Source organism: Cellulomonas sp. NS3 (genome assembly GCF_024757985.1).
In the GTDB taxonomy this organism is placed as follows: domain Bacteria; phylum Actinomycetota; class Actinomycetes; order Actinomycetales; family Cellulomonadaceae; genus Cellulomonas_A.
Genome location: NZ_CP103289.1, coordinates 1,055,096 through 1,069,763, shown reverse-complemented (window position 1 = coordinate 1,069,763; position 14,668 = coordinate 1,055,096). Strand labels below are relative to the sequence as shown.

General features: G+C 75.3%; 12 protein-coding genes and 3 tRNA genes. 5 read left to right on the top strand and 10 right to left on the bottom strand.

Annotated features, from left to right (window positions below; translation table 11 throughout):
• Positions 1-64: 64 nt before the first annotated feature.
• Together NXY84_RS05035 and NXY84_RS05030 are read right to left on the bottom strand one after the other, a co-directional pair.
• A tRNA-Met gene (locus NXY84_RS05035) sits at positions 65-138 on the bottom strand.
• A 62-nt stretch (positions 139-200) separates the two neighbouring features.
• A tRNA-Thr gene (locus NXY84_RS05030) sits at positions 201-273 on the bottom strand.
• 326 nt (positions 274-599) lie between these two features.
• Here NXY84_RS05030 and NXY84_RS05025 point away from each other — a divergent pair.
• Positions 600-803, top strand: coding sequence for a hypothetical protein (locus NXY84_RS05025; RefSeq protein ID WP_183295426.1), 204 nt, complete (start codon positions 600-602; stop codon positions 801-803).
• Positions 804-955: 152 nt separating this feature from the next.
• A complete protein-coding gene (locus tag NXY84_RS05020; protein WP_258726055.1) occupies positions 956-1,405 on the top strand; it encodes a hypothetical protein in 450 nt (149 codons plus the stop codon).
• 72 nt (positions 1,406-1,477) lie between these two features.
• On the opposite strand, the gene NXY84_RS05015 is transcribed toward NXY84_RS05020, so the two are convergent.
• Positions 1,478-1,562: transfer RNA gene (locus NXY84_RS05015), tRNA-Tyr, on the bottom strand.
• A 215-nt stretch (positions 1,563-1,777) separates the two neighbouring features.
• Between NXY84_RS05015 and NXY84_RS05010 the strand changes: the two genes are divergently transcribed.
• On the top strand, positions 1,778-2,275 hold the full coding sequence (locus NXY84_RS05010; RefSeq protein ID WP_034628745.1) for a YajQ family cyclic di-GMP-binding protein: 498 nt from the start codon (positions 1,778-1,780) through the stop codon (positions 2,273-2,275).
• 73 nt (positions 2,276-2,348) lie between these two features.
• Here the strand turns inward: NXY84_RS05010 and NXY84_RS05005 are convergent, their stop codons facing one another.
• The 3 genes from NXY84_RS05005 to NXY84_RS04995 form a co-directional block, all read right to left on the bottom strand.
• Positions 2,349-3,557, bottom strand: coding sequence for an FAD-dependent oxidoreductase (locus tag NXY84_RS05005; RefSeq protein WP_258726054.1), 1,209 nt, complete (start codon positions 3,555-3,557; stop codon positions 2,349-2,351).
• A 304-nt stretch (positions 3,558-3,861) separates the two neighbouring features.
• Positions 3,862-4,725, bottom strand: a complete 864-nt coding sequence (gene htpX / locus NXY84_RS05000; RefSeq protein ID WP_258726053.1) for a zinc metalloprotease HtpX — start codon at positions 4,723-4,725, stop codon at positions 3,862-3,864.
• A gap of 302 nt (positions 4,726-5,027) precedes the next feature.
• The gene (locus NXY84_RS04995; RefSeq protein WP_258726052.1) at positions 5,028-6,425 is read right to left on the bottom strand and encodes an FAD-dependent oxidoreductase; all 1,398 of its coding nucleotides are present in this window, start codon (positions 6,423-6,425) and stop codon (positions 5,028-5,030) included.
• A 414-nt stretch (positions 6,426-6,839) separates the two neighbouring features.
• Here NXY84_RS04995 and NXY84_RS04990 point away from each other — a divergent pair, with 414 nt between their 5' ends.
• The gene (locus NXY84_RS04990; protein WP_258726051.1) at positions 6,840-7,895 is read left to right on the top strand and encodes an SMP-30/gluconolactonase/LRE family protein; all 1,056 of its coding nucleotides are present in this window, start codon (positions 6,840-6,842) and stop codon (positions 7,893-7,895) included.
• Between the two features lie 175 nt (positions 7,896-8,070).
• On the opposite strand, the gene NXY84_RS04985 is transcribed toward NXY84_RS04990, so the two are convergent.
• A complete protein-coding gene (locus NXY84_RS04985; RefSeq protein ID WP_258726050.1) occupies positions 8,071-9,894 on the bottom strand; it encodes a carbohydrate-binding module family 20 domain-containing protein in 1,824 nt (607 codons plus the stop codon).
• A 262-nt stretch (positions 9,895-10,156) separates the two neighbouring features.
• On the opposite strand from NXY84_RS04985, the gene rarD reads away from it, so the two are divergent.
• Positions 10,157-11,236: an EamA family transporter RarD gene (gene rarD / locus NXY84_RS04980; protein ID WP_258726049.1), complete on the top strand. Its 1,080-nt coding sequence runs from the start codon at positions 10,157-10,159 to the stop codon at positions 11,234-11,236.
• On the opposite strand, the gene NXY84_RS04975 is transcribed toward rarD, so the two are convergent.
• The 3 genes from NXY84_RS04975 to NXY84_RS04965 are packed head-to-tail and all read right to left on the bottom strand — an operon-like array spanning position 11,202 to position 14,621.
• Positions 11,202-11,942 carry a PP2C family protein-serine/threonine phosphatase gene (locus NXY84_RS04975; RefSeq protein WP_258726048.1) on the bottom strand — a complete coding sequence of 247 codons (741 nt, stop codon included), beginning with the start codon at positions 11,940-11,942 and terminating at the stop codon, positions 11,202-11,204. The two genes, rarD and NXY84_RS04975, sit on opposite strands and share 35 nt — an antisense overlap.
• Positions 11,939-13,558, bottom strand: coding sequence for an RDD family protein (locus tag NXY84_RS04970; RefSeq protein WP_258726047.1), 1,620 nt, complete (start codon positions 13,556-13,558; stop codon positions 11,939-11,941). Before NXY84_RS04970 ends, NXY84_RS04975 begins: the two co-directional genes overlap by 4 nt.
• Positions 13,559-13,613: 55 nt before the next feature.
• Complete coding sequence (locus NXY84_RS04965) at positions 13,614-14,621, bottom strand: polyprenyl synthetase family protein (RefSeq protein WP_258726046.1); 1,008 nt, start codon at positions 14,619-14,621, stop codon at positions 13,614-13,616.
• Positions 14,622-14,668: the final 47 nt, after the last annotated feature.

Below are 14,668 nucleotides of genomic sequence, written 5' to 3'. Positions count from 1 at the left end.
GCCCCGGGGCGCAACGTACTGGTCGCACGCGTCGCCGGCCGACGCGCGGTTGTGTTCTTGGCGGTAGCGGGAGCGGGACTCGAACCCGCGACACCACGATTATGAGCCGTGTGCTCTAACCACCTGAGCTACCCCGCCTTCATCGGTGCGCGGGGGCCGCTCCGCTCCTGCGAGCGTCACAGCCCCCGACACACCAACAGAGCCCCGAAAGGGAATCGAACCCTTGACCTTCTCCTTACCATGGAGACGCTCTGCCGACTGAGCTATCGGGGCAGCGCGTGCAAGGTTACACGGGCCGGGCCGTCGCTGCGAAATCGGATCCGTGGACGGGGCCCCGACCGAGGTCGGCAGCGGCCCGACGAGCGCCCGCGCCGCCACGGCCGAGCTCCCCCGCACGCCCGCCGGCGCCCCGTCGCACCCGACGTGCGGGCCCTCGTCGCCGCTCGTGGCGCGGACCCACGCACGTCCCGGCACGAGCACCGGATGGTGAGACCCGGATGACTCCAGGCGGGTGATCTGCGCCCCTCCAGGGCCGGATATCTCGGGTGAACCGCGCGTGAACGGCTGCGCGGCGCCCCGGCGTCCGTCAGAGTACGTCCGTGCCCATCGACGATGCCCTCCGTGTGGAGATCACCGACGCCGACGTGCGCGCCGCCAAGCGGGACTGGCTCGCGGCGCGCGACGGCGGCGAGCCCGCCGTGACCGTCGAGACCGCGTTCTGGCTCTACCGCACGCTCATGTCGACGCAGGCCCAGCAGCTCGCGGACGACCTGCGCCGCGCACGCCGCGCCGACCACCCCTGACCCCCGGGCGGCGCGCCCGAGGCGCTCACAGCAGGGGCCCCGGCGCCCCTCCCGCCGCGTCGACGCCCGCGTCGCGCACGCCGCTCCCGGTCGGGTGGCGAATCGTTTAGGGAAGTCGCGGGCGACATCGCGGGCGTGCCAGCATCCCCGCCATGTCCACCCGACGGCGCACGTCGCCCGCAGCAGCCCTCGCCCTCGCACTCGGCCTCGCCCTGACGGCCGGGTGCACCGGCTCGTCCGAGGAGCCCGACGACGCCGCGGCCACCGGCGGCGAGCTCACGTGGCCCGAGGCGATCGACGTCGACGAGGCCGACGGCGAGTTCTGGGTCGTGTGGACCGGGGTCGCCGAGTCGGGCGCCGACGTCGAGGCGGAGCTGCAGCCCTCCGTCGACGCGCTCGCCGAGGTCGGGTACGACACGCTGCCCTGGGACCCCCGGTGCCAGTCCGGCGCGGAGGAGAGCCTCATCGCGCTCACCGGGTACGCCGACCCGCTCGGCGTGGGCGTCCCGTTCGCGACGGCCGAGGACGCCGGCGCGTTCGACACCCTGTTCGAGGGTGCGGTCGTCACCGTCACGCCCGGCACGCACACCTGCGCCGCCTGACGCCGACCGCGCAGCAGACCACCGCACGAAGCGGAACGGCCGCCCTCTCGTCGAGAGGGCGGCCGTTCTGCGTGGTGGCGGGTGAGGGATTCGAACCCCCGTAGGCGTTGCCAGCTGATTTACAGTCAGCCCCCTTTGGCCACTCGGGTAACCCGCCAAGGGTCGCGCGCCGCGGACGGCGTGCGGGTGGAAGGATAGCAACGAATCCGAGGTGCGTGCGCAGCCGCCCAGGACCGTGCGGTGCAGACCGGGGCACACCGGCCTCGTAGGGTGCAGGTGGCGGGGCGTGCGCGCGTGCGACCCCGGACCGACCGACCGCAGGACACACCGAGAGATGCGGGCCGCCCACGGCGTGCCGCGAGGAGGACAACCATGGCGAGCGAGTCGTCGTTCGACGTCGTCAGCAAGGTCGACCGGCAGGAGGTCGACAACGCGCTCAACCAGGCCGTCAAGGAGATCCAGCAGCGCTACGACTTCAAGAACGTCGGGGCGTCGATCGCCTGGAGCGGCGAGAAGATCGTCATGGCGGCGAACTCCGCGGAGCGCGTGCTCGCGATCCTCGACGTCTTCGAGACGAAGCTCATCAAGCGCGGGATCTCCCTCAAGTCGCTCGACGTGGGCGAGCGGGAGCCCAAGCCGTCGGGCAAGGAGTACCGCCTCGAGGCCCTGATCAAGGAGGGTCTGAGCAGCGAGATCGCCAAGAAGATCGGCAAGCTCGTGCGCGACGAGGGCCCCAAGGGCGTCAAGTCGACGATCACCGGCGACGAGGTGCGGGTCTCCGCCAAGAGCCGCGACGACCTGCAGGAGGTCATCGCGCTGCTCAAGGGCGCCGACCTCGACGCGGCGCTGCAGTTCACCAACTACCGCTGAGCGGACGCCCGCAGCCGGCGCGTCCGGCGGGGTGCGAGGGGCCGGTCGTCGTCGACGACCGGCCCCTCGTCCGTCAGGCGTCGACGGTCGCGAACCGGGCGATCGTGAACGCCGCGAGGTCCGGCGCCTCCGGGGACGGCTCCGCGGGGCCGGCCGCGAGGTCGGCGAGGAGCTGGCCGAGCGCGGGGGCGAGCGCCGCGCCGTCGCCGCCGAAGCCCGCGCCGACGACGACCGGGCCGACGCGGTCGACCAGGAAGCCGCCGTCGGGCGTCGTCGTGGCGGTGCGCGTCACGGGCTCGACGCGGTCGGGGTCGAGCCCGGGCAGCCAGGCGTCGACGTACGCGCGCAGGACGCCGGGGCTCGTGCCGGACCCGTCCTCGGTGGCGTCGCCCGCGGGGACCCGGTGGCCGACCACGGCGCCGACCCCCGGGACGTGCCGCCCGTCGACCGCGAGCGCCGGGTAGCCCTCGTCGACGCCGAGCGAGCCGCGCGCCTCGGCGTGCGCCTCGGGGTCGACGTGGTGCGTGAAGCTGACCCACGCCTCGCCGCGCAGCGACGCGTCCCGGGCGGCGAACCGGGCCGGCTCGGTCCGGGCGACGCGGAGCTCCGGCAGGTGCTCGAGGCCGGGGACGCCGTCGACGAGGGCCGCGGTCGCGGCTCCGGCGGCGACGACGACCGCGCCGACGACGAGCTCGTGCTCGGGCGCGTAGCCGCCCTCGGTCACTCCCCCGGCGACCCGCACCCGTGCCCCGCCGTCCTCGGTGAGCGTGACGCCGAGGACCTCGGCGCCGTGGCGGACGTCCGCCCCGTGCGCCGCGGCCTGCCGCTGCAGCAGCGCGACGGTGCGCCGGGCGTCGACCCGCGCCGCGGACGGCTGCACGATCACCCGGTCGTCGAACCGCATGCCGGGCCAGCGCTCCGCCGCCTCGGGGCCCGTGAGGTACTCGAACGGCGCGCCGCACGCGAGGAGCGCCTCGGTGACGGGCCGCACGGCACGCACGGGGCCGTGCTCGACGCTCGCGACGGGCGTCAGCAGCTCCTCGCCGGACTCCGACCCGAGCGTGGCCCACCAGTCGTGCGCCGACTGCGCGAGGCGCACGTACGCGGGGTCCGGGTGCGCGAGCCGCACGATCTGCTCGTCGCCGGTCTCGGGGAGCGCGACGTCGGCCGCCGCACGCTCGAGGAGCACGACGGGAACCCCCCGCCGCGCGAGGGCCCAGGCCGTCGCCGACCCGGCTGCCCCGCCGCCGACCACGGCGACCTCGTACGCGCGTTCCCCCATGACCGTCCCTCCGTCGTCCACCGCTGTGCCTGAGCGGGCCCGGCACCGGCCTGTGCCGGCGTGCACGCCCCCGTGCCGCCCGGCCCTCGTCGCTCGCGGCCCCCGCACACGAGCCGGCTCACGCTAGCGCTCGTCCCGCTCGTCCGCTTATGTCCGTTCACAGGGTGACCCGGCGCGGACCGCGAACCGGGCGGGACGCGCGCGCGTCACCCGGATGCGCGCCCGGTGCACCCGGATGCGGCGGGTGCACCGCACCGGCGGTGCGCCGGCCGTGCCGCGCCCGTGCGACGCCCGCCGCACGGCGTCACGCCGGCGGCAGGCCCGCCATGCGCTGCAGCCGGGCGATGCGGTCGGGCATCGGGGGGTGCGTCGCGAAGAACCGGCCGACGCCCCCGCCGCGGAACGGGTTCGCGATCATGAGGTGCGAGACGTCCACGAGCTCGCGGTCCTGCGGCAGCGGCCGCACCTGCGTCCCGAGCTCGAGCTTGCGCAGCGCCGAGGCGAGCGCCAGCGGGTCCCCGGTCAGGCGCGCGCCGTCCTCGTCGGCGTCGAACTCGCGCGTCCGGCTCACCGCGAGCTGGACGAGCATCGCCGCGAACGGCGCGAGGATCGCCATGGCCAGCGCGGCGAGCGGGTTCCCGCGGTCGCGGTCGTTGCCGCCGCCGAAGATCAGCATCATCTGGGCGAGCGAGGTGATGACGCCCGCGACGGCCGCCGCGACGCTCGACGTGAGGATGTCGCGGTTGTACACGTGCATGAGCTCGTGGCCGAGCACGCCGCGCAGCTCGCGCTCGTCGAGCAGCGCGAGGATGCCGTCGGTGCAGCAGACGGCCGCGTTGCGCGGGTTGCGGCCCGTCGCGAACGCGTTGGGGGCCGCCGTCGGGGACACGTACAGGCGCGGCATGGGCTGGCGGGCGGCGGTCGAGAGCTCACGCACGATCCGGTACATCGCCGGCTGCTCGAGCTCGCTCACCGGGCGGGCGTGCATCGCGCGGATCGCGATCTTGTCGGAGTTCCAGTAGCTGTACGCGGTGGTCAGCACGCCGACCAGCGCGAACACCCAGATCAGCCGACCGTTGCCGATCAGCGCGCCCATGCCGAGCAGCACCGCCCAGAGGGCACCGAACAACGCCGCGGTCTTGAGCCCGTTGTAGTGCTGGTGACCCATCCGTGCGCCGCTCCCCTCGGTCCGTGCGTGCTTCCCCCCGGACAACGCGCACGACCACGGCGACGTTCCCTCGGTGTGCTGACCCTGCGGGCCCGCCGGGCGCGTGCACGAGCGCGGGACGCCGGAGCAGGTGCTCGGGGAGCCGCAGGAGCCCCGGACGCAGGAGTTCCTGCGCCGGTTCACCGCGCGCTGGGTACGTCGCGGCGGCGAGCCCGTCCGGACGCGCCGACGGCGTCCGGGTCACGAGGACCAGGACGCCGTCGGCGGTGTCGCGTGCGGTGGGCCCAGTGGGCCCAGTGGGCTCAGTCCTGCGCGACCTCCCGGCCGAGCGAGATCGCGACCATGTGGTCGCGCGGGACGAGCTTGACGCGCTCACGGCCGTGCGGCTCGCCGAGGGACCGCTCGTACGCGTCGAGGAGCTGCCAGCCGGACCACTCGATGACGTCCACGTCGCGCTGCGCGAGGAAGTCGATGACCGCCTCCGGGTCGCGGTCGGCCGCCGTGAAGAACGGGTTGTCCGGGTCGCTCGGGTCGCCCGCGTCCGCCGTGAGGTGGCGGATGGTCTCGCTCGCGTCCGACTTCGTGTGGCCGATGAGCCCGACGGGCCCGCGCTTGATCCACCCGGTCGCGTACACGCCGGGGACGCGTTCGCCGTCGACGTCGACCACGCGGCCCTCGCGGTTGGGGATGACGCCGGCGACGTCGTCGAACGGGATGTCGACGAGCGGGGAGCCGAAGTAGCCGACCGCGCGGTACACGGCCTGGACCGGCCAGTCGTGCAGCTCGCCGGTGCCCGTGACGTTGCCGTCGCCGTTGAGCGCCGTGCGCTCCGTGCGCAGCCCCACGACCTTGCCGTCCTCGCCGAGCACCTCGACGGGCTTGTGCAGGAAGTGCAGGTGGATGCGCCGGCTCGCGGTGTTCTCCTCGGGCTCCTTGAGCGTCCAGTCCGTGAGGGTCTTGACGACCTGCTTGGTCTGGTTCGAGGAGTGGATCGCGGCCATCGAGCCCTCGTCGAAGTCGAAGTCCTCGGGGTAGACGATGACGTCGACGTCCGGCACGTGACCGAGCTCGCGGAGCTCGAGCGGGGAGAACTTGACCTGCGCGGGGCCGCGGCGGGCGAAGACGTGCACGTCCGTGACGGGCGAGGCCTTGAGCTGCTCGTAGACGTTCGCGGGGATCTCGGTGGGCAGCAGGTCGTCCGCGTGCTTGGCGAGGATGCGCGCGACGTCGAGCGCGACGTTGCCCGCGCCGAGGACGGCGACGTGCTGGGCCTCGAGCGGCCACGTGCGCGCGACGTCCGGGTGCCCGTCGTACCAGGACACGAAGTCCGCGGCGCCGTACGACCCCTCGAGCTCGATGCCCGGGATCGCGAGCGAGGCGTCGCGGATCGAGCCGGTCGAGAAGATCACCGCGTCGTAGAACTGGCGCAGGTCGTCGAGCTTGAGGTCGGTGCCGTAGTCGACGTTCGCGAGCAGGCGGATGTCGCCGCGCTCGAGGACCTTGTGCAGCGCGACGATGATCTGCTTGATGCGCGGGTGGTCGGGCGCGACGCCGTAGCGCACGAGGCCGAAGGGCGCGGGGAGCCGCTCGAACAGGTCGATGCTGACGTCGAGGTCGGTCTTCGACAGGATGTCGGCCGCGTAGATGCCGGCCGGGCCTGCGCCGACGACGGCGACGCGAAGGGTGCGGTTCGTGCTCACGGGACGCGGACGCCTTCCGGGTCGGGGAGGCCCTGGCAGCTCTGGAGCCGCGGTCCTGCGTCGTGGCCGTCATCGCGTCGGCGGATCATCACGTCGGCGGTGCAACACGTCGCGGGGCCCACGGCGCTGCCGGGCGCACAGGTGCTGAACCCAGCATACGTCGCGGTCCACCCCTCCATCTCACGGGGCGCCAGCATGCGGACACCCGCGTGGACACCCGCTCGGCCGCGGCAGCAGCGGCTCCCGAGAGGCAGGCACCCGCCGTCTCGGCGAGACTGACGGCGCTGCACCGGCAGGGTCCGTCGCGGACCCGCGCGTCCGACCGACGTGGACCGGTGCCCTCGTCGGGCAGCGGGGGACGGCGGGCCGCCGCCCGACGGGACCGACGGCACCCGTCGACGGAGGGGTCCACCGATGCACTCCCAGCCCAGGTCCCGCACGTCCGCAGGCACCCCCGCACGCCCGTCCCGACGCCCGGGCCGCACGCTGTCGGCGGCCGCCGCGGCGCTGCTGCTCGTCGCCCTCGTGCCCGGCACCGCCGGTGCGCACGACCGCCACCCCGCCGGCCCCGGCGGTCCCGGCCCCGACCGGCCGACGACCTACCTGCTCGACCCGGTCGGCGACGCCGCCGACGACATCTTCCCCGAGGGCGTCGCGGTCGCGCGCGACGACTTCTACGTCGGCAGCACGACGGACGGCACGATCTACCGCGGCGACCTCGACGACCCGGTCGCGACGCCGTTCCTGCCCGGCGGGGCCGACGGGCGCACGGCCGCCATCGGCCTGAAGGTCGACCGGGGCACGCTGTTCGTCGCGGGCGGCGCGACGGGCCGGCTGTTCGCCTACGACCTGCGGACGCGCGCGCTCGTCGGGTCCTGGCAGGTCGAGCAGACCGGCGCGCCGACGTTCCTCAACGACGTCGCCGTGAGCCCGCGGGGCGACGTCTACGTGACCGACTCGCTGCGGCCGTTCCTCTACCGGGTCGACGCGCGCGACCGGCGGACCTCGGGGACGCAGACGCTGCCGGTGCACGTGGCGTTCGAGGGCACCGCGCTCACGTACACCACCGGGTTCAACGTGAACGGCATCGTCGTGACGAAGGACGGCCGGTACGCGGTGCTCGCGCAGTCCAACGCGGCGGCGCTGTTCCGCGTCCGGCTCCACGACGGGGCGGTGCAGCGCATCGACCTGGGCGGCGAGGCGGTGGCCGGGGACGGGCTCGTGCTCGACGGCCGGCGCCTGCACGCGGTCGAGCGCCAGGGCGACCTCGGGCAGGTCGTGACGATCGAGCTCGACCGGCGCCTGACGTCGGGCACCGTCGTCAGCCGGACGACCGACCCGTCGTTCGACGACCCGACCACGGCGGCGCTCGTGCGCGGGAGCCTGCTCGTGGTGAACAGCCAGTTCGGCGAGCGCAACGCGGGCGAGGCCCCGGGCCCGTTCACCGTCTCGCGGATCCCGGTGCCCTGACCGGGGCTGCCGCCGGGCCGCGCGGACGCCGAGGGCTCCCCCGGCGTCCGCCCGCGACCGAGCCGCGCGTCCGCCCCGGGGGGCTCACCCGGGCGGACGCGCGGCGGTCGGGAAGGGGGTGGCGCCGTACACCTCCACGCGCCCGGCGCCACCCCCGGTCAGGGACGCGGCCCGGTCAGCCGCGCCACGTGTCCGTCAGCGTGAGCACGCCGCTCGCGGGCACGGTCGTGGTGCGGTTCCCGCCGCCCTCCCACGTGACGGCGCCCGACGCGTCCTTGCGGACGTACTTGTACGCGACGCTCGCGCCCGCCGGGAGCGCCACGGTCGAGCGCCAGACCGGGTAGGTGGCCGACGAGAGCGCGACGGCCCGCGCCGGGTCCCAGCCGCCGAGCTCCGCGCGGTCACCGACGACGAACAGGTTCTGGCCCCACTGCGTGCTCGCCTGGACACCGAACGAGATCCCCGCCGTCGCGCTCGTGGGGCTCGCCGTCGGGCTCGGCGTCGCACCGGTGCCGCCCGCCTTCGCCCCGACGTGCAGCGCGACGGACCCGTTGCCCGGCACGGTGAACGACGCCTGACCGTTCGAGCCGACGGTCACGACCGTCCCCGAGCAGCCGGATGACGTCGGTGCGCCGCTGATCACGTCGCAGTACCGGCCTGCGGGCAGCGAGGTCTGGAACGTCCGGCTCAGCGACCCGCCCGCCTTGTTGAGCGCGACGTAGCCCTTGTCGCCGCGCCCGTAGGCGATCTGGTTGCCGCCGTTGTCCCACCACTGCACGAGGTCGGTGCCGGCGACGGCGTTGCGGAACGCGGTCATGTGCGCGGTCTCGTTCCAGCGGTGCGCGCACGTCCACGTGCCCTGGCCGCACGCGGCCTCGCTGACCTTGCCGTTCGCCTGCTGGGGCGGGCCCTGGTCGTTGCTGCCGAACGCGTAGCCCGAGTACACCGTGGGCCAGCCGTAGGGGTAGGAGAGCGCGAAGACGTTCGCCAGGCGGTGGTCGGACCCGTTCTTGTAGGTCAGCGTCTCGCCGTTGCGCTCCGTGTCGTGGTTGTCGACGAACACACCCGCGCGGGCGGACGGTAGGAGCCACGACGCGGAGCGCAGGTCGCGCAGCTGCGCGAGGTTGCCGCCCTGGACGGCCCCCTTGAGGTGCCGGGCGTAGCCGAACTCGTGCGAGTCGCCCGAGCCGAGGTACTCGCGGGGTTGCACGGGCTCGCCGCCGGCGCCGATGACCTCGTGCACGACGTAGACGCTCGGGTCGGACAGCTTGGCCCGGATGGCCTCGAGGTCCGCCGCCGGGATGTGCTTCGCGGCGTCGACCCGGAAGCCGCGGACCCCCAGCGAGATGAGGTCGTTCAGGTAGCTCGCGATCTCCTGGCGCACGTACTCCGACCCCGTCCGCAGGTCCTGCAGGCTCACGAGCCGGCAGTTCTGCACCTGGTACCGGTCGCCGTAGCTGCTGATGTTCGTGCGGCAGTCGTTGAAGTCCTGCGGGCCGTAGCCGCCCTCGGGGCCGGGGTACTGCTCGGTCGAGAAGCGGGTGCCCGCCCACCCGGTGCCGCCGGCCTGCCCGCTCATGTGGTTGACGACGACGTCGGCGATGACCTGGACGCCCGCGGCGCGGCACGTCGCGATCATCGCGGCGTACTCGGCGCGCGTGCCGAGCTTGGACTCGATCTTGTAGCTGACCGGCTGGTACGACGTCCACCACTGGCCGGCGACCTGCGCGTGCTCGTTGGGCGGCGAGGTCTGGACCCACGCGTAGCCAGCCGGGCCGAGCACGTCGGTGCACTCGCGCGCGATCGACGTCCAGGTCCACTGGAAGAGGTTGACGCCGGTGCTGCGCTGCCCGGGCGGGCCTGCCTGCGCGGCGGGGGCCGTCGCGACGTCGGCCGCGGTGACGAGGCCGCCGAGCGCGAGCACGGCGGCGAGGGCGAGGGCCGCGGCGCGCGGCAGCCGGTGGCGCGCGCGTGGCGGGGTGGGGCGGGTTCGGGACACGGGTCGTGCTCCTCAGGTCGGCCGACGGCGTCGTCGGGCATCCGGCCGCCGCGGCGCTGCGGAGGCCTCGCCGGTGCGGGACCGGCACGTGGAGGAGGTGTCCCGGGGCAGGCCCGGGGCGCGGAACGGCTCGCTGCCCGTCGCGCCCGGGTGTCTGCATCGACCTGCAAAAACCCAGAAACGCTCGCTGCAACTTGCTGCAATCGGACAGTAGGCGACGCCGATGAGGTCGTCAACCGGTCGCGCGGCTTACCGTCGGGCGGTGAGCACCCCGAACCCCCGGCCCGACGCGCCCGCGTCCCCCCACGAGCCGGGCCCCGCCCTCGCCCCTGCGCTCGACCGACGCGGGCTCGCCGGCGGCATCGGCGCCTACACGCTGTGGGGGCTCCTCCCCCTGTACTTCCCGCTCATGGCCCCCGCCGGCGCCGTCGAGATCATCGCCCACCGCATCGTCTGGTCGCTGGCCTTCTGCGCGCTCCTGCTCGGCCTGACGCGCGGCTGGCGCCCGTTCCTGACCGTGCTGCGCAGCGGCCGCACGCTCGTGCTGCTCACGGCCGCGGCCCTGCTGCTCGCCGTAAACTGGCTCGTGTTCGTCTACGGCATCCTCACGGACCAGGTCGTCGACGCCGCGCTCGGGTACTACATCAACCCGATCGTCGTCGTCACGCTCGCGGTGCTCGTGCTGCACGAGCGGCTGCGCCCCGCGCAGTGGGTCGCGCTCGGCTTCGGCGCCGCCGCCGTCGTCGTGATCGCGGTCGGCTACGGGCGCGTGCCCTGGATCGCGCTCACGCTGGCCACCAGCTTCGGCGCGTACGGGCTGCTCAAGAACCGCGTCGGGCGCACCGTGACCGCCGTGCCCGGGCTCGCCGCCGAGACCCTCGTGCTCACGCCGCTCGCGGTCGGCTACCTCGTGTGGCTGCACGCCGCCGGGCTCGGTGCGTTCGGCGCGCACGGCACCGCGCACACGCTCGCGCTCGTCGGCTCGGGCGTCGTCACGGCCGTCCCGCTCGTGCTGTTCAACACCGCCGCCCGGCGGCTGCCGCTGTCGCTCGTCGGGCTGCTGCAGTACATCGCCCCGACGCTGCAGCTCGTCATCGGCGTCGCCGTGCTGCACGAGCAGATGCCCGCGGCACGGTGGTGGGGCTTCGGGCTCGTGTGGGTCGCGCTCGTGCTGCTCGCGGTCGACGGCGCGCGCCAGGGCCACGTCGACCGGCTCGCGCGGCGCTCGGCGGCGGCCGCCGGGCGCGGCTCGGCGGCAGCCGGTCCTGCCGACGGCACCCCGGCGCCCGGCGGCACCGGGAACCCGCTCAGTCCGGGAGCGCCTCGACGACCAGCACGGTGATGTTGTCGTGCCCGCCCGCGACCAGCGCCGCGGCGAGCAGGCGGTCCGCCGCATCCTGCGGGCCGGTCGCGTGGCGCAGGATCTCCGCGATGCGGCTCTCCGGGACCTCGTCCGTCAGCCCGTCCGTGCACACCACGACCTCGTCGCCCGGCGCGAGCGGCAGCGCGAAGAAGTCGGGCTCCGGCGTGTCCTGGCGTCCGCCGCCGAGCACGCGGGTCACGACGTGGCGTCGGGGGTGCGTGCGCGCGTCGGCGGGTGTGATGATCCCGCGCGCGACGAGCTCCTCGACCTCCGAGTGGTCGACGCTCACGCGCTCGAGCGCGCCGTCCGCCCACCGGTACGTGCGGGAGTCGCCGAGGTTGACGACGAGCCACGTCCGCCCGCGCGGCGAGCCGACGACGACGACGCCCGACAGGGTCGTCCCCGGAGGCGCCCCGGACTCGACGGGGATCTCCCGGATGCTCTGCTGCGCCGCCGTGAGGGCCGCGCGCACGTCGTCGGGTGTCACGGTCTCCGGGCCGACGAGCGCCCGCAGCGCGTCGATCGCGCAGGCGCTCGCGACCTCCCCGGCCTCGTGCCCGCCCATGCCGTCGGCCACGGCGAACACCGGGAACTGCGCGAGGTGGCTGTCCTCGTTGGTCTCGCGGCGGGAACCGCGGTCCGTCGCCGTGCCCCAGCGCACGCCGTGCGCCTCGCCCGCGGTCACGCGTCGAGCACCCGGAAGCGCCGGTCGCCGAACTCGACGACCGCACCGACGGGGACGGCCGTCCGCACGCCGGCGGTGAGCCGCTCGCGCGTCCCGTCGGCGTGCACGAGGGCGGACCCGTTCGTCGAGCGCCGGTCGAGGACCCAGAACGCCCCGTCGTCGGCCCCGAACTCGAGGTGGGTCTTCGACACCGACCGTGCCGGGTCGTCGATCGGGACGACGTGCGCGACCACCCCGCTGTCGGCGGTCGACGGGTTGCGCCCCACGACGCCGCGGCCCACGACCGTGACCGCCTCACCGGTGTCGAACACGAGGCGGACGCCCCGCGCCGTGGGCGCGACGGCGGGCGTGCGGTCGGCGGGGGTGCGTCCCTCGGGTGCGACGGCGTCACCGTCGGTGGCCGGTGCGTCGAGGGGGTCGGCGAGCGGCGCCGTGGTGCGCAGCCGCCGGGTCGGGGCCGTGGGCGTCTGGACGTCGAGCGGCGCGGCCTGCGCGACGGCGGGCTCCGCGCCGGGGTCGACGTCCGGGACGCCGGGTCGCGGGCGCGGGTCGGTGTCCGCGACGCCGGGCTGCGGGAGCAGGTCGTCCCACGACGGTGCCGCGGTGATGACCTCGGACGGCGCGGCGGCGGGCGGCGGGGCGACCGGGAGCGCGGTGGACCAGGTGGGCACGTCGATCGTGGGTGCCGGTGCCGGTTCCGGTTCCGGTGCCGGTGCGGCCTCGGACGAGGGTGCCGGCGCGGCCTCGGACGGGCGCGCCGGCTCCGGGGCGAGCCGTCCGCGCGCCGTCCCGGTCGGGGGCGTCGGGTCCTCCCCGCGTCGTCCGGCGAGGGCGTCGGCGTCGGCATCGGCGTCGGTGTCGGGACGCGGTGCGGCACCGACGAGCCCGGGGACGCTCGCGGTGACCGGCGCCGTCGACGCAGGAGCGGTCGACCCCGCGGCCGAGGACGCGGCCACCGCGGCGCCCGCGCGGGCCGCGCGCATGAGCGACTCGGCGCCGCCCGACCCGGAGGCCCGCCGGGGCGCCTCCGCGGCCGGGTTCGTCGTGCGGGCGCTCAGGTCGGCCGCGCGTCGACCGGGCTCCGTCCGCGGCGCGCGGGCGACCGCGGGCTCCCCGGTCCCGGTGCGGACGACGACGGTGCGCGCCACCTTGTCGTGCCACCCCTGCAGCCGGCCGGCCGCGTCCCACGCGCCCGACGCGCCGACCACGAACTGCCCGACACCGCACACGAGCGACCCGAGGCCCAGGACGAGGTTGCGCACGAAGATGCGGACCAGACCCACGGTGAGGCCGGTGTCGGCGTCGACCGTGCGGACACCGAGCGCGAGGCCACCCAGCGTGCGCCCGGTGAACGCCTCCGCGACCCACTGGGCGATGCCGTAGACGGCGAGCACCACGAGGGGCAGCGCCAGGATCGCGCCGACCTCGGGCGCCACCTCGTCGGTCGCGGAGCTGCGGACCGCGTCGAGGGCCAGACCGTAGCCGATCGAGCTCGCGCCCGCGGCCAGCAGGAGCGCGACGAGCTGGTCGACCAGCAGCGCGAGGACGCGCCGGCCCGTCCCGGCGAGCGACTCCGTCGCCGGGGGCTGGGCGCGCACCCGCGGGACCGTGCTCATCGTGCTCTCCTTCGAAGTGATCGGTCGGCGGGGGCGGCTGCGCGGTGCCGCGCGGTCAGGACGCCCGGTCCACCAGCGCGTCGGCGAACGAGACGAGCGCGTCCTTCGCGGCGCCGGCCGGCAGCGGCTCGAGCTCGACGACGGCCGCCCGCGCGAGGTCCGCCGCCCGCTGCCGGGTGAGGCCGACGACGTCGTGCGCACGCAGGGCCGCGACGGCCTCGGCGAGCGACGAGTCGCTCGTCAGGTCGCCGTCGAGCAGCGCCACGAGCTCGCGGTCCTCGTCGGTCCCCTCGGGGGAGGCGGCACGCTGGCGCAGGAGCAGCGCAGGCATCGTGGGGACGCGCTCGCGCAGGTCCGTCCCCGGCGTCTTGCCGGTCACCGCGCCGTCGGACGTGAGGTCGAGGACGTCGTCGGCGAGCTGGAACGCGACGCCGACCTTCTCCCCGTACGCCGTGACGGTCCGCACGACGCTCGGGCGGCAGCCGGCGAACATCGCGCCGAACCGCGCCGACGTGGCGATGAGCGAGCCCGTCTTGTCCGAGAGCACCTGCAGGTAGTGCGCGACGGGGTCCTCCCCCGCGGCGGGGCCGACCGTCTCGTGGAGCTGCCCGAGGCACAGCCGCTCGAACGTCGCCGCCTGGATGCGCACGGCCTCCGGGCCGAGCCCGGCCACGGTGGCCGACGCCCGCGCGAACAGCAGGTCGCCCGTGAGGATCGCCACGGAGTTGCCCCACACCTCGTGGGCCGACGGCGCCCCGCGGCGCAGCGGCGCGGAGTCCATGACGTCGTCGTGGTACAGGGTCGCGAGATGCGTGAGCTCGACGACGATCGCCGCGTCGAGCACCTCGCGCCGCGAGCCGTCGCCCAGCTCGGAGGCGAGCAGCGTGAGGAGGGGCCGCGTCCGCTTCCCGCCGGCGTTGACGAGGTGCCGCGACGCGACGTCGGCGAGCGCGTCCGCGTGGGTCACGGCGTCCCGCAGGCGCTCCTCGACGAGCGCGAGGCGCCCCGAGAGCAGCTCGGCCAGCTCGGGGTCGGCCAGCGGGAGGGAGGTCGAGGAGGTCACGGGACGAACCTAGCCGCCGCAGGCGCGTGATCGAGAACCGCGCGCCG

Coding starts and splice junctions, on each gene's coding strand:
- NXY84_RS05020 (WP_258726055.1), top strand. CDS start 956: ATGTCCACCCGACGGCGCACGTCGCCCGCAGCAGCCCTCGCCCTCGCA.
- NXY84_RS05010 (WP_034628745.1), top strand. CDS start 1,778: ATGGCGAGCGAGTCGTCGTTCGACGTCGTCAGCAAGGTCGACCGGCAG.
- NXY84_RS05005 (WP_258726054.1), bottom strand. CDS start 3,557: ATGGGGGAACGCGCGTACGAGGTCGCCGTGGTCGGCGGCGGGGCAGCC.
- htpX (WP_258726053.1), bottom strand. CDS start 4,725: ATGGGTCACCAGCACTACAACGGGCTCAAGACCGCGGCGTTGTTCGGT.
- NXY84_RS04990 (WP_258726051.1), top strand. CDS start 6,840: ATGCACTCCCAGCCCAGGTCCCGCACGTCCGCAGGCACCCCCGCACGC.
- NXY84_RS04970 (WP_258726047.1), bottom strand. CDS start 13,558: ATGAGCACGGTCCCGCGGGTGCGCGCCCAGCCCCCGGCGACGGAGTCG.